General features: G+C 71.8%; 24 protein-coding genes. 14 read left to right on the top strand and 10 right to left on the bottom strand.

Annotation, left to right across the window (positions count from 1 at the left end; all coding sequences use genetic code 11):
- Positions 1-7 precede the first annotated feature (7 nt).
- The 5 genes from HYQ63_RS42335 to HYQ63_RS42315 all read left to right on the top strand — a co-directional run bounded on the left by HYQ63_RS42335 (position 8) and on the right by HYQ63_RS42315 (position 5,299).
- The gene (locus tag HYQ63_RS42335; protein ID WP_179939337.1) at positions 8-787 is read left to right on the top strand and encodes an amino acid ABC transporter ATP-binding protein; all 780 of its coding nucleotides are present in this window, start codon (positions 8-10) and stop codon (positions 785-787) included.
- Between the two features lie 165 nt (positions 788-952).
- Positions 953-1,810 carry a hypothetical protein gene (locus HYQ63_RS42330; protein WP_179939336.1) on the top strand — a complete coding sequence of 286 codons (858 nt, stop codon included), beginning with the start codon at positions 953-955 and terminating at the stop codon, positions 1,808-1,810.
- A 128-nt stretch (positions 1,811-1,938) separates the two neighbouring features.
- The gene (locus tag HYQ63_RS42325; RefSeq protein ID WP_179939335.1) at positions 1,939-2,982 is read left to right on the top strand and encodes a LacI family DNA-binding transcriptional regulator; all 1,044 of its coding nucleotides are present in this window, start codon (positions 1,939-1,941) and stop codon (positions 2,980-2,982) included.
- A 111-nt stretch (positions 2,983-3,093) separates the two neighbouring features.
- A complete protein-coding gene (locus HYQ63_RS42320) occupies positions 3,094-4,062 on the top strand; it encodes an alpha/beta fold hydrolase (RefSeq protein ID WP_179939334.1) in 969 nt (322 codons plus the stop codon).
- 97 nt (positions 4,063-4,159) lie between these two features.
- Entirely contained in the window at positions 4,160-5,299 is a 1,140-nt protein-coding gene (locus HYQ63_RS42315; RefSeq protein WP_179939333.1) for a CaiB/BaiF CoA-transferase family protein, read from the top strand.
- 23 nt (positions 5,300-5,322) lie between these two features.
- On the opposite strand, the gene HYQ63_RS42310 is transcribed toward HYQ63_RS42315, so the two are convergent.
- Positions 5,323-7,143: an ABC transporter ATP-binding protein gene (locus tag HYQ63_RS42310; protein WP_179939332.1), complete on the bottom strand. Its 1,821-nt coding sequence runs from the start codon at positions 7,141-7,143 to the stop codon at positions 5,323-5,325.
- A gap of 92 nt (positions 7,144-7,235) precedes the next feature.
- Between HYQ63_RS42310 and HYQ63_RS42305 the strand changes: the two genes are divergently transcribed.
- The gene (locus HYQ63_RS42305) at positions 7,236-7,676 is read left to right on the top strand and encodes a MarR family winged helix-turn-helix transcriptional regulator (protein ID WP_179939331.1); all 441 of its coding nucleotides are present in this window, start codon (positions 7,236-7,238) and stop codon (positions 7,674-7,676) included.
- 25 nt (positions 7,677-7,701) lie between these two features.
- Here HYQ63_RS42305 and HYQ63_RS42300 read toward each other — a convergent pair whose 3' ends face one another.
- Positions 7,702-9,117 carry a cation:dicarboxylate symporter family transporter gene (locus HYQ63_RS42300; RefSeq protein WP_373689186.1) on the bottom strand — a complete coding sequence of 472 codons (1,416 nt, stop codon included), beginning with the start codon at positions 9,115-9,117 and terminating at the stop codon, positions 7,702-7,704.
- A 154-nt stretch (positions 9,118-9,271) separates the two neighbouring features.
- Positions 9,272-10,009, bottom strand: a complete 738-nt coding sequence (locus HYQ63_RS42295; protein ID WP_257232514.1) for a L,D-transpeptidase family protein — start codon at positions 10,007-10,009, stop codon at positions 9,272-9,274.
- A 155-nt stretch (positions 10,010-10,164) separates the two neighbouring features.
- On the opposite strand from HYQ63_RS42295, the gene HYQ63_RS42290 reads away from it, so the two are divergent.
- The gene (locus HYQ63_RS42290) at positions 10,165-12,084 is read left to right on the top strand and encodes an ABC transporter ATP-binding protein (protein ID WP_179939329.1); all 1,920 of its coding nucleotides are present in this window, start codon (positions 10,165-10,167) and stop codon (positions 12,082-12,084) included.
- Positions 12,081-13,862, top strand: a complete 1,782-nt coding sequence (locus HYQ63_RS42285) for an ABC transporter ATP-binding protein (protein WP_179939328.1) — start codon at positions 12,081-12,083, stop codon at positions 13,860-13,862. Before HYQ63_RS42290 ends, HYQ63_RS42285 begins: the two co-directional genes overlap by 4 nt.
- A gap of 74 nt (positions 13,863-13,936) precedes the next feature.
- Here the strand turns inward: HYQ63_RS42285 and HYQ63_RS42280 are convergent, their stop codons facing one another.
- The gene (locus tag HYQ63_RS42280) at positions 13,937-14,728 is read right to left on the bottom strand and encodes a metal-dependent hydrolase (RefSeq protein WP_179939327.1); all 792 of its coding nucleotides are present in this window, start codon (positions 14,726-14,728) and stop codon (positions 13,937-13,939) included.
- 136 nt (positions 14,729-14,864) lie between these two features.
- Here HYQ63_RS42280 and HYQ63_RS42275 point away from each other — a divergent pair, with 136 nt between their 5' ends.
- Both HYQ63_RS42275 and HYQ63_RS42270 read left to right on the top strand, forming a co-directional pair.
- A complete protein-coding gene (locus HYQ63_RS42275) occupies positions 14,865-17,378 on the top strand; it encodes an RNA helicase (protein WP_179939326.1) in 2,514 nt (837 codons plus the stop codon).
- Positions 17,379-17,430: 52 nt separating this feature from the next.
- Positions 17,431-18,321 (top strand): acyl-CoA thioesterase II, encoded by an 891-nt coding sequence (locus HYQ63_RS42270; protein WP_179939325.1) that lies wholly within the window; start codon positions 17,431-17,433, stop codon positions 18,319-18,321.
- 34 nt (positions 18,322-18,355) lie between these two features.
- On the opposite strand, the gene HYQ63_RS42265 is transcribed toward HYQ63_RS42270, so the two are convergent.
- A complete protein-coding gene (locus HYQ63_RS42265; RefSeq protein ID WP_179939324.1) occupies positions 18,356-19,303 on the bottom strand; it encodes a DUF6397 family protein in 948 nt (315 codons plus the stop codon).
- 137 nt (positions 19,304-19,440) lie between these two features.
- A complete protein-coding gene (locus HYQ63_RS42260; protein ID WP_179939323.1) occupies positions 19,441-19,845 on the bottom strand; it encodes a roadblock/LC7 domain-containing protein in 405 nt (134 codons plus the stop codon).
- A gap of 119 nt (positions 19,846-19,964) precedes the next feature.
- Between HYQ63_RS42260 and HYQ63_RS42255 the strand changes: the two genes are divergently transcribed.
- Positions 19,965-20,393, top strand: a complete 429-nt coding sequence (locus tag HYQ63_RS42255; RefSeq protein ID WP_179939322.1) for a PPOX class F420-dependent oxidoreductase — start codon at positions 19,965-19,967, stop codon at positions 20,391-20,393.
- Positions 20,394-20,448: 55 nt separating this feature from the next.
- On the opposite strand, the gene HYQ63_RS42250 is transcribed toward HYQ63_RS42255, so the two are convergent.
- Together HYQ63_RS42250 and HYQ63_RS42245 are read right to left on the bottom strand one after the other, a co-directional pair.
- Positions 20,449-21,639 carry an alcohol dehydrogenase catalytic domain-containing protein gene (locus tag HYQ63_RS42250; protein WP_179941104.1) on the bottom strand — a complete coding sequence of 397 codons (1,191 nt, stop codon included), beginning with the start codon at positions 21,637-21,639 and terminating at the stop codon, positions 20,449-20,451.
- 99 nt (positions 21,640-21,738) lie between these two features.
- A complete protein-coding gene (locus tag HYQ63_RS42245) occupies positions 21,739-22,176 on the bottom strand; it encodes a roadblock/LC7 domain-containing protein (protein ID WP_179939321.1) in 438 nt (145 codons plus the stop codon).
- Between the two features lie 206 nt (positions 22,177-22,382).
- Between HYQ63_RS42245 and HYQ63_RS42240 the strand changes: the two genes are divergently transcribed.
- On the top strand, positions 22,383-23,009 hold the full coding sequence (locus HYQ63_RS42240; protein ID WP_179939320.1) for a class I SAM-dependent methyltransferase: 627 nt from the start codon (positions 22,383-22,385) through the stop codon (positions 23,007-23,009).
- On the opposite strand, the gene HYQ63_RS42235 is transcribed toward HYQ63_RS42240, so the two are convergent.
- Positions 23,000-23,821: an alpha/beta fold hydrolase gene (locus HYQ63_RS42235; protein ID WP_179939319.1), complete on the bottom strand. Its 822-nt coding sequence runs from the start codon at positions 23,819-23,821 to the stop codon at positions 23,000-23,002. The genes HYQ63_RS42240 and HYQ63_RS42235 overlap by 10 nt on opposite strands.
- A gap of 113 nt (positions 23,822-23,934) precedes the next feature.
- Here HYQ63_RS42235 and HYQ63_RS42230 point away from each other — a divergent pair, with 113 nt between their 5' ends.
- Positions 23,935-24,471: a PadR family transcriptional regulator gene (locus HYQ63_RS42230; RefSeq protein ID WP_179939318.1), complete on the top strand. Its 537-nt coding sequence runs from the start codon at positions 23,935-23,937 to the stop codon at positions 24,469-24,471.
- Between the two features lie 84 nt (positions 24,472-24,555).
- A complete protein-coding gene (locus HYQ63_RS42225) occupies positions 24,556-25,350 on the top strand; it encodes a hypothetical protein (protein ID WP_179939317.1) in 795 nt (264 codons plus the stop codon).
- A 248-nt stretch (positions 25,351-25,598) separates the two neighbouring features.
- Here HYQ63_RS42225 and HYQ63_RS42220 read toward each other — a convergent pair whose 3' ends face one another.
- The gene (locus HYQ63_RS42220; protein WP_123105310.1) at positions 25,599-25,781 is read right to left on the bottom strand and encodes a hypothetical protein; all 183 of its coding nucleotides are present in this window, start codon (positions 25,779-25,781) and stop codon (positions 25,599-25,601) included.
- Positions 25,782-25,818: the final 37 nt, after the last annotated feature.

Raw genomic sequence — 25,818 nt, 5'->3', positions numbered from 1 at the left:
TCGGACCGTGATCCGGATCCGGGGGCTGCACAAGTCCTTCGGCGGGCTGGAGGTGCTGAAGGGCATCGACCTCGCGGTGGAGCGAGGTGAGGTGGTCTGCGTCATCGGGCCGTCGGGCTCCGGCAAGTCGACGCTGCTGCGCTGTGTGAACCTGCTGGAGGAGCCGACGTCGGGCTCGGTGACCGTGGGCGGCGCCGAGGTCACCGACCCGGATGTGGACATCGACTGGGTGCGGCGGCGGATCGGCATGGTGTTCCAGGCGTTCAACCTCTTCCCGCACCTGACGGCGCTGGAGAACCTGACCATCGCGCAGCGGCGGGTGCTGCGCCGCGACAAGGCCGAGGCGGTACGGATCGGGCGGGACACCCTGCGCCGGGTGGGCCTGACGGACAAGGAGACCGCCTATCCGGCGCAGCTGTCGGGCGGGCAGCAGCAGCGGGTGGCGATCGCGCGGGCGCTGGCGATGGATCCGGAGCTGATGCTGTTCGACGAGCCGACCTCGGCCCTCGACCCCGAGCTGGTCGGGGATGTGCTCGCCGTCATGCGCGCGCTGGCCGACGAGGGGATGACGATGCTGGTCGTCACGCATGAGATGAGCTTCGCGCGGGAGGTCGCCGACCGGGTGGTGTTCATGGACGACGGGGTGATCGTGGAGGAGGGCGGCCCGGAGCAGGTCGTGGCCGCGCCGCGGCATCCGCGGACCCGGGCGTTCCTCACCCGGGTGCTGGACCCGGCCGCGGCCCGGGTGGGTGAGGCTGACGGGGGACGGCCCGCGGAACGCCCGTAACGGCCGCTGAGCGCACGGCGGTTTGTCAGTCCGTGCGCATCCGGGAAGGCGGCGGCAACTTTCCGGGGCGCGGGGGCCACTGGAGGGTGCGGGCGGCGTCCCCGTTCGGCCACTCCCCGGGGGGTGCGTCGCCCGCTCCCGTTCCCCACACGGAAGCGAGCCGCCATGCCCGCACGAAGACTTCGCGGATTACGTGCCCTCCTGACCGCCACCGCGGCCGGGGCGCTGTCCCTCATCGGATTCACCGCACCCGCCGACGCCGCCGGGACGGGCGCGTCGGACACCTGGAACCCGCCGAGCAACCTCGTCCAGCCGCTGAACGAGGTCTGGAGGCACGTCGAGTCCACCTATCCCGACCTGTACGGCTTCAAGAACTACGGCTGGGATCAGGTGATGGCCAACAAGGGCAGCCTGAACTACTGCGTCCGCTGGGAATCCGACCAGCCGGTCACGGCGCAGGTGCGCGACCAGATCCACACCGCGCTCAAGCGCCAGTCGAAGAAGTGGATCGACCAGGTCGCGGGATTCGAGAACTTCCCGTACAAGGAGGTCCCGGTCAAGATCGTCGGCTGGGCGGTCAAGAACCGCTCCACGCTCCAGTGGAGTGACAACTCGGTCGACATCTACACCGGAATCCTGGACGGCGGCGGCGCTCCGCAGTGCGCCCCGGACTGCGGCCGCTTCTTCCACCAGGACGGCAACTACTCCAAGTGCCCCGGTGGCGCGGCCCGCCACTACGACCAGTCGCTGTGGCTGACCAAGGGCTTCGGCGGCGGCGCGGGGGGCGACTGGGGGCAGCGCATCGGCAGTGAGTACATGCTGGGCGCGGTGAACCAGGACAACATCCACATCCTGCTGCACGAGATCGGGCACACCTACGGTCTGGACGACTTCTACGACTGGTCCCCGACCGGGGTGGGCGGCTTCCTCATGAAGGCGGGTTCCGCCGACCGCATCACCGAATTCGACAAGTGGATGTACCGGGACTTCTGGCGCCATCTGAAGAACCGCTACGGCCTGTGACGTCACGGACCGAAGGGGGTCGCCTCAACTCCCGGGTCTTCCCGCCGGAGTTGCGGCGGCCTTACTGTAGTAACCGGTTTCTGCCCGGTCGGTGTCGCGCTTGGGCGGGTTCGGGAAGGGGTATCTCGATGGCGCGTTCCCCGGGGTCGACGGGTCCGACGCTGGCGGTCATCGCCCGCGAGGCAGGGGTTTCGGTGCCGACCGCTTCGAAGGTGGTCAACGGCCGCGAGGACGTGGCGCCCGACACCCGCCGCCGGGTCAGCGAGGTCCTGGACCGCCTGGGGTACGTCCGCAAACCGCGCCCCGAGACGCCCCGGCCGCCCGCCCTGGTCGATCTGGTGGTGCAGTCCCTGGACGGCGCGTGGTCGGGCGCGGTGCTGCACGGCGTGGAGGCGGCAGCGCACGACGCGGGGCTCGAGGTGGTGGTGTCGGCCGGGCTGCCGCGCCTCCGCGACGGGCGGCCCGAGCGGGGATGGCTGGACAAGCTGTGCGCCCGGGGCAGTTCCGGGGTGCTGTTCCATCTCGCGGAGCTGACGCCCACGCAGTACGCCTGGCTCGATGAGCACCGGGTCCCGTTCGTGCTGATCGATCCCGGGCCGGTGCCGCCGCCGGGGGTGCCGTCCGTGGGTGCCGCCGACTGGCAGGGCGGTGTGAGCGCGACCGAGCATCTACTCGGCCTCGGGCACCGGCGGATCGCGGTGATCGGCGGCTACCGGCGGAAGGTGTGCAGCGGGGCGCGGGTGGCCGGGTTCCGCTCGGCGATGGCCGCGGCCGGGCTGCGGGTGCCGCTCTCGTACGTACGCTACGGCGACTTCCGGGAGACCGGGGCGTACCAGCGGATGACGGAGCTCCTGGAGCTGCCCGAGCCGCCGACGGCGGTGTTCGTGTGCTCCGACCCGATGGCGCTCGGCGCGTACCGGGCGCTGCGGGAGCGGGGGTTGCGGGTGCCCGAGGACGTCAGCGTGGTGGGGTTCGACGATCTGCCGCAGGCCCGCTGGACCACGCCAGCGCTCACTACGGTCCGTCAGCCGCTGTCCGAGATGGCGGCGACGGCGCTGCGCACCCTGCTGCGGCTGAGGGCGGGTGAGGTTCCGGAGGGGATGCGGACCGAGCTGTCCACCCGGCTGATCGTGCGCTCCAGCACCGCTCCCCCGGCCCGTATGTCCTCTTGACCGAGAAGTCGAACACTGATCGGATATCCGAACGATCCACAGCGTCCGCACATCGCTCCTCCACGTTGCCCCTGGCCGTCGCCGTACCGATTTTCCGGAGGTCTTCGCCCCGTGTTCGTCGATCTGCCCCTGGACCAGCTGCGCACGTACCGGCCCCCGCTGCCCGAGCCGGACGGCTTCGACGCGTTCTGGGAGCGCACCCTCGCCGAGGCCCGCACCGCGGACCTGAACGCGGTCTTCACCGAGACCGACACGGGCCTGACCCGGCTGCACACCTACGACGTCGAGTTCTCCGGGTTCGGCGGGCACCGGATACGCGGCTGGCTGCTGGCGCCGCGCGAGGCCGCGGGCCCGCTGCCGTGCGTGGTGCAGTACATCGGCTACAACGGCGGCCGGGGCCTGCCGCACAACTGGCTGCTGTGGCCGTCGGTGGGCTACGCGGTCTTCGTCATGGACACCCGGGGCCAGGGCTGGGCCCAGCACTCCCCCGGCGCCACCCCCGATCCGGCCGGCGGCACCGGCCCCGAGGCGCCGGGCAAGATGACCCAGGGGATCCTCTCCCCGGACGACTACTACTACCGGCGGCTGTACACCGACGCCGTGCGCGCGGTGGAGGCCGCCCGCGCGCATCCGCTGGTCGACTCGGGCCGGATCGTCGTCAGCGGCGGCAGCCAGGGCGGTGGCATGGCCCTGGCGGCGGCCGGGCTGGTGCCGGACCTGACCGCGGCGCTGGTGGACGTGCCGTTCATGACGCACATCCGGCGGGCCGTCGAGATCACCGACGCCGATCCCTACGGCGAACTGGCCCGCTTCTGCGCCGGTCAGCGCGATCTCACCGAGCAGGTCTTCGCGACCCTCGACCACTTCGACGGCCTCAACTTCGCGGCCCGGGCCACCGCGCCCGCGCTCTTCTCGACCGCCCTGCGCGACGAGATCACCCCGACCTCGTGCGGCTTCGCCGCGTACCACCACTACGCGGGCGAGAAGGAGCTGAAGGTGTGGTCCTTCAACGGCCACGAGGGCGGCGGCCCCCACCAGCAGGCCGAGCAGATCGCCTACCTGCGGAAGCTGCTCGGCTGAGCCGGAAGCCTTTCCGGTGAACCCGGCGCGGTGAGCGGCGTTCGGCGGCCGCTCACCGCGGGGAAGACAGGGGCTACCCGTACCGAAGGAGTCGCCCATGCCCGCACAGCCCCTGGACGGGATCACCGTCGTCGCCCTCGAACAGGCCGTCGCCGCCCCGTACGCCACCCGACAGCTCGCCGACCTCGGCGCGCGGGTCATCAAGGTGGAGCGGCCGGGGCGGGGCGACTTCGCCCGGGAGTACGACCGCGAGGTCAAGGGCATGTCGGCGTACTTCGTCTGGGTCAACCGCGGCAAGGAGAGCGTCGTCCTCGACGTGAAGGACGCCGCGGACCGGACCCTGCTCGACGCGCTCCTGTCCCGCGCCGATGTGTTCGTGCACAACCTGGCGCCCGGCGCGGTGGACCGGCTCGGGCTCTCGGCGGACGTGCTGCGGGCCGGGCATCCACGCCTGATCAACTGCGCGATCACCGGCTACGGGGACCGCGGGCCGTACCGGGACAAGAAGGCGTACGACCTGCTCGTCCAGTGCGAGGCGGGGCTGCTGTCGATCACCGGGAGCCCCGAGGAGCCTGCCCGCCCCGGCATCTCGATCGCCGACATCGCGGGCGGGATGTACGCGTACACCGGCATCCTCACCGCGCTGTACGAGCGGGAGCGCACCGGCGCGGGGACGGACCTGAGCGTCAGCCTCCTCGACGCACTGGGCGAGTGGATGGGCCATCCGTACTTCGCACAGGCCTACGGCGGAGGCGGGGTGGTGCGCAGCGGGGCCCGCCATCCGTCGATCTCCCCGTACGGCGCCTATCGCTGCGGCGACGGTACCCAGGTGTTTCTGAGCGTGCAGAACGACCGCGAGTGGATCATCCTGTGCGAACGCGTCGTGGGTCGCCCGGAGCTGATCCGCGATCCGCGCTTCGCCGACAATCCGCTGCGCCGCACCCACGACGAGGAGCTGACGGCCGAGCTGGAGCGGGCCTTCGCGGACCACACGGCCGACGGTCTGGTGGCGCTGCTGGACGGGGCGGGCATCGCCAATGCCCGGCTGCGGAATGTCGCGGGGCTGGCCGGGCATCCGCAGTTGGCCGCCCGGGAGCGCTGGGGCGAGTTCGGCTCGCCCGTCGGGCCGCTGCGCGGCCTGCTGCCGCCGGTCGAGGTGGCGGGGCGTCAGGCGGCGCTGCGGCCGGTGCCCGCGCTGGGCGAGCACACGGATGCGGTGCGTGCCGAGTTCTCCTGACGCCCCACGACCGCGGCCGCGGCTTACGCGGCGGGGACGACGGGCGACAGCTGGGCGTCGCGCCGCACCAGGGCGGCGTAACGGCCGTCGAGGGCGAGCAGTTCCTCATGGGTGCCCTGCTCGGCGATCCGGCCGCCGTCGAGGACGACGATCCGGTCGGCGTCGCGCACGGTGGAGAGCCGGTGGGCGATGGTGATCGTGGTGCGGCCGGCCGTGAGGCCGTCGATGGCCTTCTGCACGGCCTGCTCGGTGCGGGTGTCGAGGGCGCTGGTGGCCTCGTCGAGGATGAGGACGGGCGGGTCGCGCAGAATCGTCCTGGCTATGGCCAGCCGCTGCTTCTCACCGCCGGAGAAGCGGTACCCCCGCTCCCCCACCAGGGTGTCGTAGCCCTCGGGGAGGGCGGCGATGTGGTCGTGGATCTGGGCGGCCTCAGCCGCCGCGACGATCTCCGCGTCGTTCGCGTCAGGCTTGGCGAAGCGCAGGTTGTCGGCGATCGAGGCGTGGAAGAGATAGGTCTCCTGGGAGACGACGCCGACCGCGCGGGCGAGGCTGTCGAAGTCCAGGTCCCGCACGTCGACCCCGTCGATCAGCACCCGGCCGCCGGTCACGTCGTACAGCCGGGGCACCAGATAGCTGAGGGTCGTCTTGCCGGAGCCGGTCGATCCGACGACGGCCAGGCTGCCGCCCGCCGGGATGGTCAGGTCGATCTCGCGCAGGGTCCCCTGCGGCGAGGCGGGGTCCTTGGCGTCGTAGTCGAAGTCCACGCCGTCGAAGCGGACTTCGCCGCGCACCGTCTCCAGCCGCACCGGCCGGGCGGGTTCGGTGATGTCGATCGGCAGGTCGAGGTACTCGAAGATGCGGGCGAAGAGGGCGAGGGAGGTCTGCATGTCCACCCCGGTGGACAGCAGGCTGACGGTGGGCCGGAACAGCCCCTGCTGCAACGAGACGAAGGCGACCAGGGTGCCGATGGAGACGGCCGGGCCCCCGGCCTGGAGGGCCATTCCGGCGGCCCAGTAGATGACGGCGGGCATGGCGGCCATCACGACGCCGATGGTGGACATCCGCCAGCGGCCCGCCATGCTGGACCGCACCTCGAGGCCGACCAGGCGCTCGGACTCCCGGGTGAACTCCTGGGTGAGCGAGTCGGAACGGCCCATGGTGCGGCCGAGCAGGATGCCGCTCACCGACAGGGACTCGGTGACCATCGCGGACATGGCCGCCATCTGCTTCTGGCGCTGCGAGGTGATCTTCTTGCGCTCGTTGCCGACCCGGCGGCTGATCCAGACGAACAGCGGCAGCAGGAGCAGCGAGACGACGGTCAGCCGCCAGTCGAGCGCGAGCATGGCGACGACCGTGGCCACGACGCTGGTGAGGTTGGAGACCAGCGAGGTCGCGGTGGAGGTGACCGTGGCCTGCATGCCGCCGATGTCATTGGCGATCCGGGACTGCACCTCGCCGGTGCGGGTGCGGGTGAAGAACGCGAGCGGCATGCGCTGGAGCCGGTCGTAGACGGCGGCGCGCAGGTCGTGCATGACGCGCTGGCCGACGGTGGTGGAGATGAGGGTCTGGAGGACGCCGAAGACGCTGTTGACGACGGCGGCCGCGATCATGCCGAGGGCGAGCAGGGTCAGCAGACCGGTGCGCCGCCCGGGGATGGCGTCGTCGAGGATCTCGCGGAGCAGGAACGGCGAGGCGACCGAGACCAGCGCGGAGGCGGCGACCAGCAGGCCGACCAGGGCGAGGCGGCCGCGGTAGGGGCGGAAGAGCCGGAGGATGCGCCGCACTTGTGCGGGCCGCTCCGGATCGGGGGTGGCTGGGGTCCACGGCGGTGTGTCGTGACGCATGGGCTCCTTCTGATGGCAGACGGCACGGACTTTCCGAGCATAGCTCACTGTTACCTATGCTCACAATGAACGGGGTCCGATAGACTGCGATCATGCCCACCCCCGAGACATCCGGCCGCCTCGCGGAGCAGCTGCTGCGCCTGACCCGCCGACTTCAGCGCGCCCAGAAGCGCCACATGGAGCCGCTGGGCATCACCCCGGCCCAGGCCCGGCTGCTGCGCACCGTGGCACACCACGACGGGCCACCGCGGATGGCGGACCTCGCAGAGCGCCTGGAGGTGGTGCCGCGGGCGGTGACCTCGCTGGTGGACGCGCTGGAGGCGCACGGCTCGGTACGCCGTGCGCCGGATCCGTCCAACCGCCGGGTGGTACGGATCGAGCTGACCGACAGCGGCCGGTCGACGCTGCGCGCCCTGCGCGACGCGCGCCGAGCAGCCGCCGAGGACGTGTTGGCACCGCTGAACGATCAGCAGCGCGACGCCCTGGGCGATCTGCTCGACGACCTCTCCGGGCCCCCCGGCAGCCGCTGCTGACGCGGGGGGCGGGGCTTGCGAGCGGTCAGCCGCGCGGGGCCGGAGCGGTGACGGACTCGGCCGGGGCCACGGGGTCCGACGCCGGGGAGGCGGCCTCGTCACCGGTGCGGGCCACGACCTCCTCACCGGCGAGGACCCGCTTGGCCCGTTCGGTGTCCAGCGCGCCCTCCCACCGCGCGACGGCGAAGACCGCCACACAGTTGCCGAGCAGGTTGGTGGCCACCCGCATCGAGTCCATGATCCGGTCCACCCCGAGCAGCAGCGCGACGGCGGCGGCCGGGATCACCCCGAGGGCCGAGGCCGTCGCCGACAGGGCGAGGAAGGCCGATCCGGGCACGCCCGCCATGCCCTTGCTGGTGAGCATCAGCACGAGGATGACGGTGATCTGCTGGCCGAGGCTCAGGTCCACGCCGACCGCCTGGGCGATGAACAGCGTGCCGATGGACAGGTAGATCGACGCGCCGTCCAGGTTGAAGGAGTAGCCGGTGGGCAGTACCAGCCCGACCGCGTCCTCGCGGCACCCGGCCGCGCGCAGCTTCTGCATCATGCGCGGCAGCACGCTCTCGCTGGAGGCGGTGCCGAGCGCGAGCAGCATCTCCTCGCGGGAGTACCTGACGAACTTCCAGAGGCTCAGCCCGGTGACCAGCTTGAGCGCCACGGCGAGCAGGACGAGGAAGAGCAGCGCGACGCCGTAGCACAGTGCGATCAGCTTGCCGTACGTCGACAGGGCGCCCAGTCCGTACTGCCCGACCAGATGGGCCATGGCGCCGAAGACCGCGAGCGGCGCGAGCCTCATGAGGAAGCCGACGACGGCGAAGACGACCTGCTGCGCCTGGTCGACGGCCGAGAGGATCGCGGGCACCTTGGTCTTGCCGAGGTGCAGCACGGCCGCACCCACCAGGCAGGCCAGCACCAGGACTTGGAGCAGGGAGTTCTCGGCGAAGGCGCCGACCGCGCTGTCCGGCAGCGCGTCCAGCACGAACTGGGACGCCGACGGCAGATGGCCGCCCGCGGTCTGGTCGTCCACGGCCGAGCCGTCCAGGGAAGCGGGGTCGACGTGCATACCGGTGCCGGGCCCGACCAGATTGGCGGCGAGCAGGCCGATGATCAGCGCCGCCGTGGTGGCCACCTCGAACCAGATCAGCGCCTTCAGCCCGATCCGTCCGAACGCCTTCAGATCCCCGGCCTTCGCGATGCCCGCGACGACCACGCAGAAGACGAGCGGCGAGATGACCGCCTTGATCAGGCGTACGAAGCCGTCGCCGAGGGGCTGCACGGCCGTGCCCACGTCCGGCCACAGCTTCCCGACCGTGACTCCGAGGACGAGCGCGCAGGCGACCTGCGTGAACAGCGAGGTGCGCAGCACTCGGCCTGCGCGCCGGACGACGGATGGTGAGGGGTGCGGCACGAGAGACTCCTCGGCAGGGAAGCCCGGGGACATCCAAGGACTTCTGAGATGCGGAAAACTAATTCCGCGCCACTATTGCCGAGCACACGTTTCCGCCGATGAGTTCCATGTAACAGCCGCGAAAACCCTGGGGTCGTTGTGTTACGTCTGTGCCTCGCCGGGGGCTCGGGCGGCGCCCCGCCGGGGCTCAGGCGGCCAGATGCGCCTTGTCCCCCATCACCACCACCGGGTGCCGCTCGGGAACGAGGTTCCGCAGCAGATACTCCATGCCGGACTTGGGCAGACTCACACAGGCCGACGTCCCACTGCCGTGGTCCATGTGCAGCCAGATGCTCCCGCCCTTGCGCTGTCCCTCGGGCCGGGTCGGGTCGAGGGGCGAGGTGCCCTTGACGCGGTTGTAGTCGATGGCGATGACGTAGTTGAAGTCCGTCCAGTGCGACTTGGGCCAGGAGTGGGGAGCGGCGAAGGCGGCCGTTTCGGTGTACGGCAACCGGGCGCCGGGGTCCGGGAGCACTCCGCCCGCGTCGGTGAGCGTGTAGACACCGACCGGACTGCGCTTGTCGCCCTCGTGATGACGCGTCGTCCAGCCGCGCTTGCCGTTGTGACCGGACCAACTACGGGTGCGCTTCCAGTCCTTGCCTTCCTTGGTGTACAGCACCACGGTCGCTTCGGCGGAGTTCACCCCTTTGCCGTAGACCGCGACAACCTGCCGTGAATTTCCGGGGATTTTGGCCTGGAGGGCGTTCCCCACCTCCGGGATGCGCGTGGGGTCCGACGCCGGGGCCTTGCTGCGCATCGCGTGTTTCCCCTGGCCACCGCCCTTGTCCCCACCGCCGTCCCCGCCTCCGCCGCAGGCGGTGAGAAGGGCGAGGGAAGCGACGGTCGCGACCGCCGTACGCATGGACATCGTGCCGGAAATTCGCATGTGCCCCATCGTCCCACTCCGGCGTGGGCCCGGCGCGCACGGGATTGGCGCGTTCCGTCCCACTGCGGGAAAACCAGTTGAAATTCGCACCCGTGAAGGGCCAACCTTTCACGTCTCTTTGCCTTCGCGGCCGCCGCCACTCACCCAGGAACGTCATGCGCATTCGCGATCTTCCGTACTCCGACCCCGGTCTACCCGACGTACGGTCAGGTACCCGGTTCCTCGTCTGGCTGGGCCGGAACCAGCTGGGCGGGCAGATCAAGGCCGCCCTGTGGGGGCTGCTGCACATGGGTGCCCTGGTGTGCTTCCCCGTAGCGATCGGCATCGGTGTGCAGGCGGTCGTCGACCGTTCCGGGTCGCGGCTCGCCCTGGCCGGGGCGCTCATGGTGGGGCTCACCGTGCTCATCGCGCTCGGCGACGCCATGCTGCACCGGGCGGCGGTCACCAACTGGATCACGGCGGCGGCCCGGGTGCAGCAGCTGCTGGCCCGTAAGGCGGTCGAGCTGGGTTCGACGCTGACCCGGCGCGTGGCGGCCGGTGAGGTCGTCGCCGTGTCCACGGGTGACGTCGAGAAGATCGGCTGGTTCGTGGAGGCGCTGTCCCGCTTCACCGCGGCGGCCATCACGACCGTCGGGCTGTGTGTGGCGCTGGTCTTCTACCAGCCCGCGCTCGGCGTGGTGGTGGCGCTCGGCGTGCCCGCGCTGGCGCTGGCGGTGCTGCCCCTGCTGCCGCGGGCCGCGCGGCGGGCCGATGAGCAGCGGGAGAAGGCGGGCCGGGCGACCGAGCTGGCATCGGACACCGTGGCCGGACTGCGCGTGCTGCGCGGTATCGGCGGCGAGGACCTGTTCCTGAGCCGCTACCGGCGGGCCTCCCAGGAGGTGCGGACCGCGGCGGTGCGCAGCGCGCGCATGTGGTCGCTGATCGCGGCGGTGCAGGTCGCGCTGCCGGGGATGCTGCTGATCGGGGTCGTCTGGTACGGGGCGGTGCTGGCCGGGAACGGGCGGATCACGGTGGGCGAGCTGGTCACCGTGTACAGCGCGGTGACGTTTCTGCTGTTTCCTCTGCGGCACTTCGAGGAGATCGCGATGGCCTACTCCTTCTCCCGGCCCTCGGCGCGGCGCGCGGCCCGGGTGCTGGCGCTGCGGCGCCCCTCGGCCGCGCTCGAGGACGCGCGGGCGGCCGGTTCCGGCTCCGGGCCCGACGCCGGGATCGACGCTGGGATCGACGCCGGGATCGACGCCGGGATCGACGCGAAGCCGCCGACCGGTGATCTGTACGACCCGGCCACCGGGATGCTGGCACCGAGCGGGCAGCTGACCGCGGTGGTGTGCGGCGATCCGGATGCGGCGGGGCGGATGGCGGACCGGCTCGGCGGTCACCCCGCCGAGGACGACGCCGAATCCGGGGACGGCGGCGGGGCGCCCTCGGCGCTGTTGGGCGGGGTCGCGCTGGACGAGGTGCCACTGGCCATCGCGCGCGCCGCGGTGCTCGTCCAGGACAAGGACCCGGTGCTGCTGTCGGGAACGCTCACCGAGCTGCTGGACGTGCCGCGGTCGGGCGCGGTGCCACCGAAGGAGGCGCTGGACGCGGCGCAGTGCGGTGATGTGCTGGAGGCGCTGGAGCAGGCCTCGGTGGCCGACTCGGGCGACGGCGACCCGATGGGCGCCCGGATCACCGAACGCGGCCGATCGCTGTCGGGCGGCCAGCGGCAGCGGCTGGCGCTGGCCCGCTCGCTGGTGACCGACCCGGAGGTGCTGGTGCTGGACGAACCGACGTCGGCCGTGGACTCGCACACCGAGGCACGCATCGGGGAAGGGCTGAAGCGGCTCCGGACGGACCGGACCACGGTCGTGTTCACCTCCAGCCCCCTGCTGCTGGACCAGGCCGACCGGGTGGTGTTCGTGCACGACGGCGTGGCTGCGGGGGTGGGAAGCCACCGCGAGCTGCTGGGCACCGATTCCGCGTATCGCGCGGTGGTCACCCGGGAGCCGGATGACGGCCGGGAGCGGGACGACGGCCGCGGCGGGCGCACGGAACTGGAACGCATCGAGGAACAGATCGAGGAGTCGGCATGATCGGCGTGGCGCCACCCGTCTACGACCCGGCCGCACCGGAGTCGGCGACGACACTGCCGGTCGGCACGGCCGCCACCGTGCGGGACTATGTGCGTGAGCTGCTGCGGCGGCACCGGAGGGCCTTCAGCGTGCTGATGGCGGTGAACGCCACCGCCGTGCTCGCCTCGATGGTCGGCCCTCAGCTGCTGGGCGGGGTGGTCGAGGACCTGTCGCAGGGCAAGGACGACCTCCATATCGAGCGCACCGTCGCGCTGTTCGCGGTGGCGCTCGTGGTGCAGACCGTGTTCGTGCGGATGGTGCGGCTGCGCGGTGCGGTGCTGGGTGAACAGATGCTGGCCGATCTGCGCGAGGACTTCCTCGTGCGGTCGGTGGGACTGCCGCCGGGCGTGCTGGAGCGGGCCGGGACCGGTGATCTGCTGTCCCGGATCACCACCGACATCGACCGGCTGGCGAACGCGATGCGCGAGGCGGTCCCGCAGCTCTCCATCGGCGTGGTCTGGACGGGCCTGCTGCTGGGTGCGCTGACCGTGACGGCCCCGCCGCTGGGTCTCGCGGTGCTGGTGGCGCTCCCGGTGCTGGTGATCGGCTGCCGCTGGTACTTCAAGCGGGCGCCCAGTGCCTATCGCTCGGAGGCGGCCGGGTACGCGGCGGTGTCCGCGTCCCTGACCGAGAGCGTGGACGCCGGCCGGACCATCGAGGCCCACCGGCTCGGCGACCGGCGGATCGCCCAGTCCGAGCTGCGGATCAGGCAATGGACCGCGTGGGAGCGATACACGCTCTGGCTGCGCTCGGTGCTCTTCCCCGTGATCAACGTGAGCTACACGCTGATCACCGGCTCGGTGCTGATGATCGGCGGCGTCTGTGTCATGCAGGGCTGGATGTCGATCGGCGAGCTGACGACGGGGGCGCTGCTGTCGCAGATGCTGGTCGAGCCGATCGGGCTGATCCTGCGCTGGTACGACGAGCTCCAGGTCGCGCAGGTGTCGCTGGCCCGGCTGGTGGGGGTGCGGGAGATCGAGCCGGGCCCGGCCGACGCCGGGGTGGCGCCCGTCGGCCGTGAGGTGCGGGCGGACGAGGTGCGGTTCGGCTACCGGGAGGGCAGCGATGTGCTGCACGAGGTGTCCATGACGGTGCCGCCGGGGACGCGGCTGGCGCTGGTGGGCCCGTCCGGCGCGGGCAAGTCCACGCTGGGCCGGCTGCTGGCCGGGATCTACGGCCCGCGGACCGGCCGGGTGACCCTGGGCGACGCGGAGCTGGCGCGGATGCCCGCCGAGCAGGTGCGCACCCATGTCGCCCTGGTCAACCAGGAGCACCATGTGTTCGTGGGCTCGCTGCGCGACAATCTGCTGCTGGCCCGGACCTCCGCGCAGGATGCCGAGCTGTGGGCCGCGCTCGCCGCGGTGGACGCGGACGGCTGGGCGCGGGCGCTGAAGGAGGGCCTGGACACCGAGGTCGGCTCGGGCGGGCTGGCGCTGACCCCGGCGCAGGCGCAGCAGATCGCGCTGGCCCGGCTGGTGCTCGCCGATCCGCACACCCTGGTGCTGGACGAGGCCACGTCGCTGCTGGACCCGCGGGCGGCCCGCCATCTGGAACGGTCGCTGGCCCAGGTGCTGAACGGCCGGACGGTGGTCGCCATCGCGCACCGGCTGCACACCGCTCATGACGCGGATGTGATCGCCGTGGTCGAGGCGGGCCGGATCAGCGAGCTGGGCAGCCACGACGAACTGGTGGCGGCCGACGGCGCCTACGCGGCACTGTGGCGCTCCTGGCACCAGTGACCCCCCGGGGCGCCTGCGCCCCGGCGGTCCCGGCACCGGCATCGCCCGGACCGGGACCGCCGTGGGGCGGGGGCTCAGATGAAGCCGAGGGCACCCAGCCCGCCGATTCCGCCGAGCACCATGAAGACGGGCATCAACACCTTCAGCTCGACCCAGCTGCCCGCCCGGAAGCGCATGGCCTCCGGCGGACCGATCGGGTACCAGCGCTTGCGGCCGATCGGTATGGGCCACAGGATCGGGCAGCCGGAGACGGTGAGCGCGTCGCCGATGTCGTGGACGAGGGCACCGAGGATGATCGGCAGCCCCAGCCACAGGTATTCCTGGCCCGGCGCGGTGAACAGCCAGTCCGCGCCGTTGCCCGGCTTGTTCAGGATGTCGGCGAGCATCCAGGCGCTGGTGGCGCCGAGCAGCCACACCAGGACGTCGCTGGAGACCCGCGCCGCCCGCCACAGCAGCCCCTCGACCGCCAGCACCATGTGGACGAAGAGGATGCCGAGCACCGCCCAGCGGCCGCCGACCACGGCGAGTGCCGAGGATCCGGCGCCGATGAAGACGGCCCAGACCCAGGTGTGGGTCAGGGTGCGGTGGCCACCCGAGCGACGGGGGTCGCCCGGTTTCCTGGTCGACTTGTAGACCGCGTACGACAGCTTGTCGATCACTTCGCACAGCACCCGGGAGATCGGGCCGAAGGCGCGGGATATCGTCGCAGCCTTGTGGTCGAGGTCGGGGGCGAGTGCCGCTCCGGCGCAGATCAGCGCGCCGACGACGAGCACCGGCCAGGGCATCTCGTGGCCGGCTGCGGCGGCCGCCGCGCCCACTCCCAGCCAGGCTGCCGCTCCGGACAGCGAATGCGCCGGTCCCATCATGGTCGTACCCCGCCCCTGTTCTTGCCCGCTTCAGTGCGGGAGTTGGTTGCATCGGCTCACCACACCCTAGCCACGGACGATCTTCGTCCGCATAGCCGGTTCCCGCCCCGCCGGGGAAACCAGGCAGTATAGGTCCGTGACTCTTATCGATCAGCTGCCGAGCGAAGCCGACCCCGACACTCTCTTCGAGAGGTTCTCGACCTGGGTCGAGGAGCGGGGCATCTCGCTCTATCCCGCCCAGGAGGAGGCGCTGATCGAAGTGGTGTCCGGGGCGAACGTCATTCTGTCGACGCCCACCGGATCGGGAAAGAGCCTGGTGGCCGCGGGCGCCCACTTCGCCGCGCTGGCCCGTGACGAGGTCACCTTCTACACCGCGCCGATCAAGGCCCTGGTCTCGGAGAAGTTCTTCGAGCTGTGCAAGATCTTCGGCACCGAGAACGTCGGAATGCTCACCGGGGACGCATCGGTCAACGCGGACGCGCCCGTCATCTGCTGTACGGCCGAGGTGCTGGCGTCCATCGCCCTGCGGGACGGCAAGGACGCCGACATCGGCCAGGTGGTGATGGACGAGTTCCACTTCTATGCGGAGCCGGACCGGGGCTGGGCGTGGCAGATCCCGCTGCTGGAGCTGCCGCAGGCGCAGTTCATCCTGATGTCGGCGACGCTCGGCGATGTGACGCGGTTCGAGGAGGACCTGAACCGGCGCACCGGGCGGTCCACCGCGGTGGTGCGGTCGGCGACCCGGCCGGTGCCGCTGAGCTACGAATACCGCACGACGCCGCTCACCGAGACGCTCACCGAGCTGCTGGAGACCCGGCAAGCACCCGTCTACATCGTGCACTTCACCCAGGCCGCGGCGGTCGAACGGGCGCAGGCGCTGATGAGCATCAACATGTGCACGCGGGCGGAGAAGGATGAGATCGCCTCTCTGATCGGCAATTTCCGCTTCACCACCAAGTTCGGCCGGAATCTGTCCCGTTATGTCCGGCACGGCATCGGGGTGCATCACGCGGGGATGCTGCCGAAGTACCGGCGGCTGGTGGAGAAGCTGGCCCAGGCTGGGCTGCTGAAGGTCATCTGCGGCACGGACACGCTCGGGGTGGGCGTCAACGTACCGATCCGGACCGTACTGTTCACCGCGCTGACGAAGTACGACGGCCAGCGGGTGCGGACGCTGCGGGCGCGGGAGTTCCACCAGATCGCGGGCCGGGCCGGGCGGGCCGGGTTCGACACCGCCGGCTTCGTGGTGGCGCAGGCGCCCGAGCACGTCGTCGAGAACGAGAAGGCGCTCGCGAAGGCGGGCGACGACCCCAAGAAGCGTCGCAAGGTGGTCCGCAAGAAGGCCCCCGAGGGCTTCGTCAACTGGGGCCAGAACACCTTCGAAAAGCTCATCGCGTCCGATCCCGAGCCGCTCACCTCCCGGTTCCGGGTCACCCACACGATGCTGCTGTCGGTCATCGCGCGCCCCGGCAACGCGTTCCGCGCGATGCGCCTCCTCCTCGAGGACAACCACGAGCCGCGCAAGAACCAGCTGCGGCACATCCGCCGGGCGATCGCGATCTACCGCTCGCTGCTGGACGGCGGGATCGTCGAGCAGCTGGAGGCTCCCGACGCGGAGGGGCGGCACATCCGGCTGACGGTGGACCTCCAGCAGGACTTCGCGCTCAACCAGCCGCTGTCCACCTTCGCCCTCGCCGCGTTCGAACTGCTGGACCCCGAGTCGCCGTCCTACGCCCTGGACATGGTCTCGGTGGTGGAATCGACGCTGGACGACCCGCGTCAGATCCTGGCGGCCCAGCAGAACAAGGCGCGCGGCGAGGCGATCGCCGCGATGAAGGCGGACGGGGTCGAGTACGAGGAGCGCATGGAGCGGCTCCAGGACGTCTCCTACCCCAAACCGTTGGAGGAGCTGCTCTTCCACGCCTACGGGCTCTACCGCAAGAGCCACCCCTGGGTCGGCGACCACCCGCTGTCGCCGAAGTCGGTCATCCGCGACATGTACGAGCGGGCGATGACCTTCACCGAGTTCACCTCGCTCTACGACCTGGCGCGGACCGAGGGCATCGTGCTGCGCTACCTGGCCAGCGCCTACAAGGCGCTGGACCACACCGTGCCGGACGACCTGAAGTCGGACGACTTCGAGGACATCATCGCCTGGCTCGGCGAGATGGTGCGGCAGGTCGACTCCAGCCTCCTGGACGAATGGGAACAGCTCGCCAATCCGGAGGAGGAGTCCGCGGAGGAGGCGCAGGAGCGTGCCGACCAGGTGCGGCCGGTCACCGCGAACGCCCGCGCCTTCCGGGTGCTGGTGCGCAACGCGATGTTCCGACGGGTCGAGCTGGCCGCGCTCGACAAGGCGGCGGAGCTGGGCGAGATGGACGCCGAGTCCGGCTGGGACGAGGACGCCTGGGGAGACGCGCTGGACGCGTACTGGGAGGAGTACGACGAGCTGGGCACCGGTCCGCAGGCCCGCGGTCCGAAGCTGCTCCAGATCGAGGAGCAGCCCGAGCACGGGCTGTGGCGGGTGCGGCAGACCTTCGACGATCCGAACGGCGACCATGACTGGGGCATCTCGGCCGAGGTGGACCTGGCCGCCTCGGACGAGGAGGGCCGGGCCGTGGTCCGGGTCACCGACGTGGGCCAGCTGTAGCCTCCCGGCCGCCGCCCGGCCCCCGAACGCCCTCAGCGAAGGAGCACCTCCGATGACCAATCCCGCCGAACGTCTGGTCGATCTGCTCGACCTGGAACGGATCGAGGTGGACATCTTCCGTGGGCTGAGCCCCGACGAGTCGCTCCAGAGGGTGTTCGGCGGGCAGGTGGCGGGGCAGGCCCTGGTGGCCGCCGGGCGCACCACCGACGGGGAGCGCCCGGTGCACTCGCTGCACGCGTACTTCCTGCGCCCGGGGCGGCCGGGTGTGCCCATCGTGTACCAGGTGGAGCGGGTCCGGGACGGACGCTCCTTCACCACCCGCCGGGTCGTCGCCGTCCAGCAGGGTCGGACGATCTTCAATTTGACGGCCTCCTTCCACCGTCCGGAGCCGGGCATCGAACAGCAGCTGCCGATGCCCGAGGTACCTGAGCCGGAGAGCCTTCCGAAGCTCTCCGACGAGATCCGCGAGCACTTGGGGGCCCTCCCCGAGTCGCTTGCGCGGATGGAGCGCCGCCAGCCCTTCGACATCCGGTACGTCGAGCGGCTGCGCTGGACCGATGAGGAACTGAGGGAAGCGGAACCGCGCAGCGCGGTGTGGATGCGCGCGGTCGGACCGCTCGGGGACGACCCGCTCGTCCACACCTGCGCGCTCACCTACGCGAGCGACATGATGCTGCTGGACGCGGTGCGGGTGCCCGTCGAGCCGCTGTGGGGCCCACGGGGCTTCGACATGGCCTCGCTGGATCACGCCATGTGGTTCCACCGGCCCTTCCGTACCGATGAGTGGTTCCTCTACGACCAGGAGTCGCCCGTGGCGACCGGTGGCCGGGGCCTGGCGCGCGGCCGGATCTACGACCGCGCGGGCCGCCTCCTTGTGTCCGTGGTGCAGGAGGGGTTGTTCCGCCCGCTGGCTCCGGCGCCGAAGCCCACGGAGAGCGGCTGAGACTCCGCCTCAGGGCGGCGCACCCTGCCGTGGTTCAGCGCTTGCCCACCAGCCTGCGCCACAGGCCGCGCGGGCGGCCCGCGGTCCGGCCCGGGGGCCGGGTGCGGCAGGTGGGAAGCGGTGCCACCGCGGCGTCGGGGCGCGGTGCAGGGCGGACCCGGCGCGCCTCCCGCACGGCGTCGGCGAGCGCCACGCGATACCGCAGGATCTCCTGGGGACCCTCCGCCGTCTGCACCTTGTCGATCACCTTGCGCGCCGCGGCCGCGACGGGGCGCACCGGGACGAGCGCGGGACGGAGCTCCCGCACATGATCCCGGTCGTGCGGATCGCCGACGGCTACCGCCAGCTCATCGGGGCCCAGCACCGCGGCCAGCACCCCGGCACGCTCCCAGGGGTCCCGGGTCCGGGAGAGCAACTGGTCGATCCGCCGCGCCCGCCACCCCTCGGCCCGCGCGTCCTCCCCGGCGGCCAGCGACGCGCTCAGCCCCGGTGGCGTACGGCCGGTCAGCAGATCCGGCTCCCGGGCGGCGAACTCCTCCAGATCGGTCGCCAGATAGAGCCACACCACGCGCCGGTACCGGTTGACATAGAACCGGGCCGGGGCGAAGAAGCCGCCGCGCGCCAAGCGGGTGAGCCTGCCCGGGGTGATGCCGAGCAGCTGGGCCCCCTCCGCCGTGCCGACCACCCGCAGCCGGGCGCGCAGCGCTTCCGGGAACCCCTCGGCGCCGGTCAGCCGCGCCAGCTCCTCCCGCGCCACCCGCCGCCCCGCGGGGGTGGTGACGGTGCGCACCTCCCCCAGCTGCTCGGCCAGCTCGAACTCGCGCTGCATGAGGCCCAGCATGCGGGCCGCGGTGCGGAACGCGACGCCCGTCGGCTGCCCCGGTCCCGCCGGGGCCGACGGCTTACGGCGCTCCGGCGCCTCCCTCGTCTGCCGTGTCTCCCCCGTCTCCCGAGCCTGCTGCTCCACTCGTTCCACTGCCATGACGAAGCCTCCCCCGCGATCGATCAATCACTGACAGTGACGACGATAGCGCCGCGGCACGACGGTCCGTCAGGCCTGTGGACAACCGCCTGTGGATAACCTCCCGGGCTCCCCGGCCCTCTCCAGCCTCCCGGCCGTCAGCTCGGGGCGCCGCTCTCCTGCCGGGCCTCGACTCCCAGGTGCTCCCCCACCCTGTTCACCAGCAGCGTCATCTCGTAGGCGACCTGCCCGACATCGGCGTCCGGGCCGCTGAGGACGCAGAGACAGCTGCCGTCACCCGCGGCCGTCACGAAGAGGACGCCCTCCTCGAACTCGACCATGGTCTGCCGCACCCGGCCGGTCCGGAAGTGGTTCCCCGACCCCTTGGCGAGGCTGTGCAGCCCGGATGCGACCGCCGCCAGGTGCTCAGCGTCCTGACGTTCCAGCGTCGCGCTCGCCCCCGTCACCAGCCCGTCGTTCGACAGCACCAGCACATGCCGCACCTGCGCGATCCGGTTGGTCAGGTCGTCCAGTAACCAGTCGAGCCCCTTGCTGAGTGCCATTGGCGTTCCTCCCCGATTCCCCTTCAGCTGCGTGCCAGCCTTTCTCACCCCCGCCGTCTGGGCAACCCGCCCTACCCGTCCCTCCGGCTGTTCTGCGCTCATTGACGCAAGATGGGGACATGGCACAGAACATGTCGAGGGATCAGTGGCAGAAGTTCCTCTCCGAGGGCACCCGCACCGGCAAACTGGCGACCGTACGGGCCGACGGAAGCCCGCATCTCGCGCCCGTCTGGTTCCTGCTCGACGGGGACGACCTGGTCTTCAACACGGGGCAGGACACGGTCAAGGGGCGCAACCTGGCGCGGGATCCGCGGGTCAGCCTCTGCGTGGACGACGAGCGGCCCCCGTTCTCCTTCGTCACGGTGCGGGGCCGGGCCGAACTCAGCGACGACCTGGGAGAGGTACGGGAGTGGGCCACCCGAATTGCCGCCCGCTATGTGGGCGATGACCTCGCCGAACAGTTCGGGGCCCGCAACGGCGTCCCCGGCGAGCTGCTGGTGCGGGTCCGCATCGAGAAGGTCATCGGCCTCGCCGATATCGCCGACTAGTCGAAGAGTGCACTGAGTGGGCCGAGAGTGTGCTGATTCGACCGAAATCAATCGCTCACGGTCGCATCACGACCTTCACCGCACCGTCCTGCTTCTGCTGGAACATCTCGTAGGCGCGGGGTGCCTCCGCCAGTGGCAGGCGGTGGGTGGCGAAGCCGTCGACGCCCAGCGGATCCTCGTCCGTCAGCAGCGGCAGGATGTCATCGGCCCAGCGGCGGACGTTCGCCTGCCCCATCCGCAGCTGGATCTGCTTGTCGAACATGGTCATCAGCGGCAACGGGTCGGTCATCCCACCGTAGATACCGCTCAGGGAGACCGTGCCACCGCGCCGCACCAGCGCGATGGCCAGCCGGAGTGCCGCCAGCCGGTCGACACCGGCCCGGGCCGTGAGCTTCGCGCCCCAGTCCCGCGGCAGTATCCCGGCGGCGCGCTGTGCGGTCCGGCCGACCGGGCTGCCGTGAGCCTCCGTCCCCACCGCGTCGATGACCGAGTCCGGGCCGCGGCCTCCGCCCGCCGAGAGCACGGCGTCGACCAGGTCGTCCTGGCCGTCGAAGTCGTTCAGGTCGAACGTCTCGACGCCGTCGGCGCGGGACCGCCGCAGCCGCTCGGGCACCAGGTCCACGCCGATCACCCTCCCGGCTCCCCGGTGCCTGGCGACCCGGCAGGCCATGGCGCCGATGGGGCCGAGCCCCAGCACGCACACCGCGCCCTCCCGCGGGACATCCGCGTACTCGACCGCCTGCCAGGCCGTGGGCAGGACGTCGGAGAGATAGACGAAGCGGTCGTCCGGCGGCCCCTCGGGCACCTTGATCGGACCGTAGTGGGCCTGCGGCACCCGCAGATACTCCGCCTGGCCGCCCGGCACCGCGCCGTACAGCTTGCTGTAACCGAAGATCTCCGCGCCCATCCCGTACTCGATCACCTGCGTGGTCTCGCACTGGGTCGGCAGGCCGGAGTCGCACATCCAGCAGGATCCGCAGGCGATCTGGAACGGGACGACCACCCGGTCGCCGGGCCGGAGACCGGTCACCCCCGGACCGGTCTCCTCGACGATCCCCATCGGCTCGTGGCCGAGGATATCGCCGGGGGTCATGAAGGGCGTGAGCACCTCGTACAGATGGAGATCGGACCCGCACAGTCCGGTGGTGGTGATCCGTACGATCGCGTCCGTCGGTTCCTTGAGGATGGGGTCGGGCACCGTCTCCACACGCACATCGCGTCTGCCCTGCCAGGTCACCGCTCGCATCGCCGTGTCCTTTCGCGTGGTCATCGGCAGTCTCGGCAAGGTGCCCCGGGTACCCGATGAGGAACGACCGAAGCAGCGGCGGAACCTCGCATTCCGCGGTCAGCCGAGGGCGCGGCGCAGCTGCTCGCCGACCCGCTCCACGAGCCGGGCCGTCTCGGCGGCGGCCGTGGCCGGGTCGGTGCCCGCGGCGCTCAGCACGACCAGGCAGGTCCCGGCGCCCGCCGCCGCGACGAAGAGGGTGCCGCTCTCCAGCTCGATCATCGTCCGCCGCACCGGGGCGGGGCGCGCACGGCGCCCCGCGCTCCCGGCCAGGCCGTGGAATCCGGAGGCGATCTCGGCCAGGTGTTCCGCGCCCCGGCGGGAGAGCCCGCGGGACGCGACCAGGACGGTCCCGTCCTGCGAGAGCAGCACGGCATGGCGGACGGCCCCGGCGCGGGCCGCTCCGTCGTCCAGGATCCCGTCGAGCAGGCCCGGATCGAGCAGGCTCCGGTCGAGACCGGCCGAAGAGCGGGCGGCGGCTGCGCGGCGCTTGATCATGACGGTCTCCCTCGGTCGGCACGCGCCGCGAGCGGGCGACGCGCTCGGGGTCCCCCCATGGGCCAGCGACGCTAGCCCGCAAGGGGGCGCATTGAGGGGCGCATTACGAACCTGTTGGAATTTGACAGAGTCAGATTCTTGAATGACCGCTCGATGCCCGAACCTGTTCTCAGGACGGAACCGTTCCCCGGACGAAGGAGCCCCACATGCGCCAGGACCGCGCCCAGGGAAGCCACCGAGACAGCGCGGCCGACGTGAGGGACTTCTTCACGCCCCGGGCGGCCGACTGGGACAGCCGCTTCCCCGACGACGGCCCGGCCTATGCCGCCGCCGTCGCCGACCTGGGCCTGCGCCCCGGGGACGCGGTGCTCGACGCGGGCTGCGGCACGGGCCGCGCCCTGCCCGCGCTGCGCGCCGCGGTCGGCCCCCGCGGGTCCGTGCTGGGCTTCGACCTCACGCCCGCCATGCTGGCGGCGGCCCGACAAGCCGGTCGCGACCGGGACGGGACGCTCGCCCTCGCCGATGTCGCCCGGCTGCCGCTGCGCGACGGCTGTCTCGACGCGGTCTTCGCCGCCGGGCTGATCTCGCATCTCACCGATCCCGGGGCCGGGCTGTGCGAGCTGGCCCGGGTGGTGCGCCCCGGAGGGGCGTTCGCGCTGTTCCACCCGGTCGGGCGCGCAGCCCTCGCCGCCCGCCACGGCCGACAGATCACCCCCGATGATCTGCGGGCCGAGCCCAACCTGCGGCCGCTGCTGGCCCGTTGCGGCTGGCGGCTGGACGCGTACACGGACGAGGACACCCGCTTCCTGGCCCTCGCGGTCCGTCAGGGCTGAGCGGCCGGACCGCGCCGACCGCCCGGCACCGCACTGGTCGCGATCGTCGCGTTCTCCGCGATCGCCGCGGTGAACGCCGACGGGTCGTCGAACATCATGTTGTGCCCCGCCCCGGGAACGGTCGTCACCACCACTCCCGCGGCCACCAGTTCATCGCGCCCGGTGAGGGCATCGCCCTGCTCGCCGACGAGGTAGGTGCGCGGGATGTCCAGACCGATCAGCATCCGGCGCATGGTCGGCTCCGTACCGCGCACCAGCCCGCACGCACTGCGATGCAGGGCCGTCGGATCCGCGAGCCGCATCGTGGCCCGCCACACCGGCCCCACCCGCTCCAGGGTTTCCCCGAAGCCACCGCCGTTCACGAACGCGTCCTCCGGATACGCGCTGATCCCGCTGCTGCCCGCGGTGCGCGGCGGGGCGGGATCGAGGTTGGCCTCGGTGAGCACCAGGCGGGAGACCAGGTCGGGGCGGCGCACCGCGAGCACGATGGCGACCGCCCCGCCCATGCTGTGCCCGACGATCTCGGCGCCCCGCGCCCCGGCCGCGTCGAGGGCGGACGCGAGCGCGTCGGCATGGTCCTCCAAGGTGTACGCGAAGTCGGCCGGGCGATCGCTGATGCCGTGACCGGGCAGGTCGACGAAGAGCGAACGCCGCCCGGCGAGGGCCGGATCGGCGGCGATGTGCGCGTGGTAGACGGCCGAAACCGCGCCGAGGCCATGAACGTAGACCCGGGGCGCGCTGCCCTCACCGTCTCCACCGGCCTCGGTCCAGCGGATCCGGGCCCCCTCCGGGCCGAATGGGGCTTCGTGCATGGCCTTCCCTCCCGTCGCTCGATGCTTCCGAAGCTTCTGAGTGCTCTCGGACAATACATCGTTACAGAGGTATTGCGCCTTCGAGGTACAGCGGAGTGCGCCACAATGCGGGCATGCTCGAACTCGCCATCCTCGGCTTCCTCCATGACGCTCCGCTGCACGGCTACGAGCTGCGCAAGCGCATCACCGCGCTGACCGGGCACGTCAAACCGGTGGCCGAGAGCACGCTCTACCCGGCCATCAAGCGGCTGGAAAAGGCGGGGCTGCTGGCCCGCGAGACCCGGCCCGGCGCGGGAGCGGCGCCCCGGCATGTCCTGACCTTGACCGCCGAGGGGCGCGCCGAACTGCGCCGCCGTCTCGCGGATCCGGCCGAGGGCGACATCACGGACGAGAATCGCTGGTTCACCCTGCTGTCGTTCCTGCGGCACCTGGACGACCCGGCGGGGCAGGCAGCCGTGCTCGAACGCCGCCTGGCCTTTCTGCGACGCCCCTCCAGCTTCTTCTACGAGGGCGACCGGCCGCTGCGGGCGGAGGAGGTGGAGGACCCCTTCCGGCGAGGTGTCCTCACCATCGCGCGCGCCACCAGCCAGGCCGAACTGTCCTGGCTGCGGCGCACCCTGGACGCACTGCGGGCCGGGGACGGGAGCTGACGGCGGCCGCGGTCCGGAGTCTCGACGCCGCGCCTACCGGCTGGTTAGGGTGCGCCGGACGAAGAACAGCAAGAGGAGGCCGCCGTGTCCGCCACGGAGGAGTCGGGCGAGGAAGCCCTGTATGTGCTGACCGCCGTGCTGCTGACGCCCGCACAGTTCCCGAGCGTGCTCGGCGACGACTACCCCGAGGCGTGCGCCGCGCTCGGGCTGGAGCCGTACGAGCCGGGCTACGGACTGGTGCTGGGGCAGGACGGCAAGGGCGCCCGCTGGACGGTGGTCACCGACGACGTGTCGCTCGTGGCGTGCGCCATCGCGACGTGGGACTGCGGCATGGAGTACGCACTGTCGCTCGACGACCGGACCGTGATCGCCTCCCTGCCCGGCTGGCCGCTCGCGGTGGCGGTGGCCGCTCCGGGCGTACCGGCGCCGCACGACCCCGCGCCCGACGCTCAGCCCGGGGGCGCGGCCAGGCCGCCGCTCGCACCGCCGGACTCCGGGCAGTGGGGTCCGGCGCAGCGGCGGCTCGGCGCGGACGAGATCGCGCTCCAGTGGGCGATCTGGCGCGAACAGGTCGACAGCGACGTGACGTTCGTGTCCCCGGGCGAGAAGCCGCACGGGGGTGTGCGGCGCGTGCTGGAGGAGGTGCGCGGCTACCTGGACGCGCCTCCGCCGCTGGGCCGGATCCGGTCCGCGTTCGCTGCGGGTGACGCGCGGACGCTGCGGGCGGACGGGCCGGGCTGGAGCATGGTGGCGCGGACCGACGACATCGCGTTCGTACTGCTGGACGAGGAGCCGGGCGAGGTACTGCCGGTCGGCCGCGGTCCGGAGCTCCCGGGACTGCTGACGGCGCTGGACGAGCTGGCCGTACGACCGCACTGAGCGGGGGAGACGGCCTCCCGGACCGCCGGGGCGCTGCGAACGGCCCGCAGGGCACTGCCCACGCCCCGTAAACGCGCCTCCGCCCGGCCGCCGACGGCGCGGCAGTGCGCCTGTGACCGGCCGGGGCAGGGAGCCGGGACGATCCGCGATCGGTATTGCGCGGTCACTCCCAGGCACGCGCCGCCCCCGCTCCGAGCCCGGCCGGTGGCCCGATGCCTCGCCCGGGGGCCGAGGCCCGGGCGTCTGGGTCAGCGCCCCAGCTGCTTGCGGGAGACCCCGCGCAGCCTGCGCCGCTGCGACGGGTCCAGCAGCAGGTAGGCGCCCACCGGCACGCCGACCATCACCAGCAGCGCGGCCCAGAAGGGCAGCAGCCACAGCAGGATCACACCCGCCACCACACCTCCGGCGGCGACCTTCGCGCGCGTGGACATCGCACCCGCCTCCTTAACCCGGCCCATAGCCGTATTC

Origin of the sequence: Streptomyces sp. Rer75 (assembly GCF_013414305.1) — a bacterium.
Classification (GTDB): Bacteria; Actinomycetota; Actinomycetes; order Streptomycetales; family Streptomycetaceae; genus Streptomyces; species Streptomyces himastatinicus.
The sequence above is the reverse complement of the archived record's forward strand: the minus strand, read 5'-3'. Positions and strand labels throughout refer to the sequence as shown.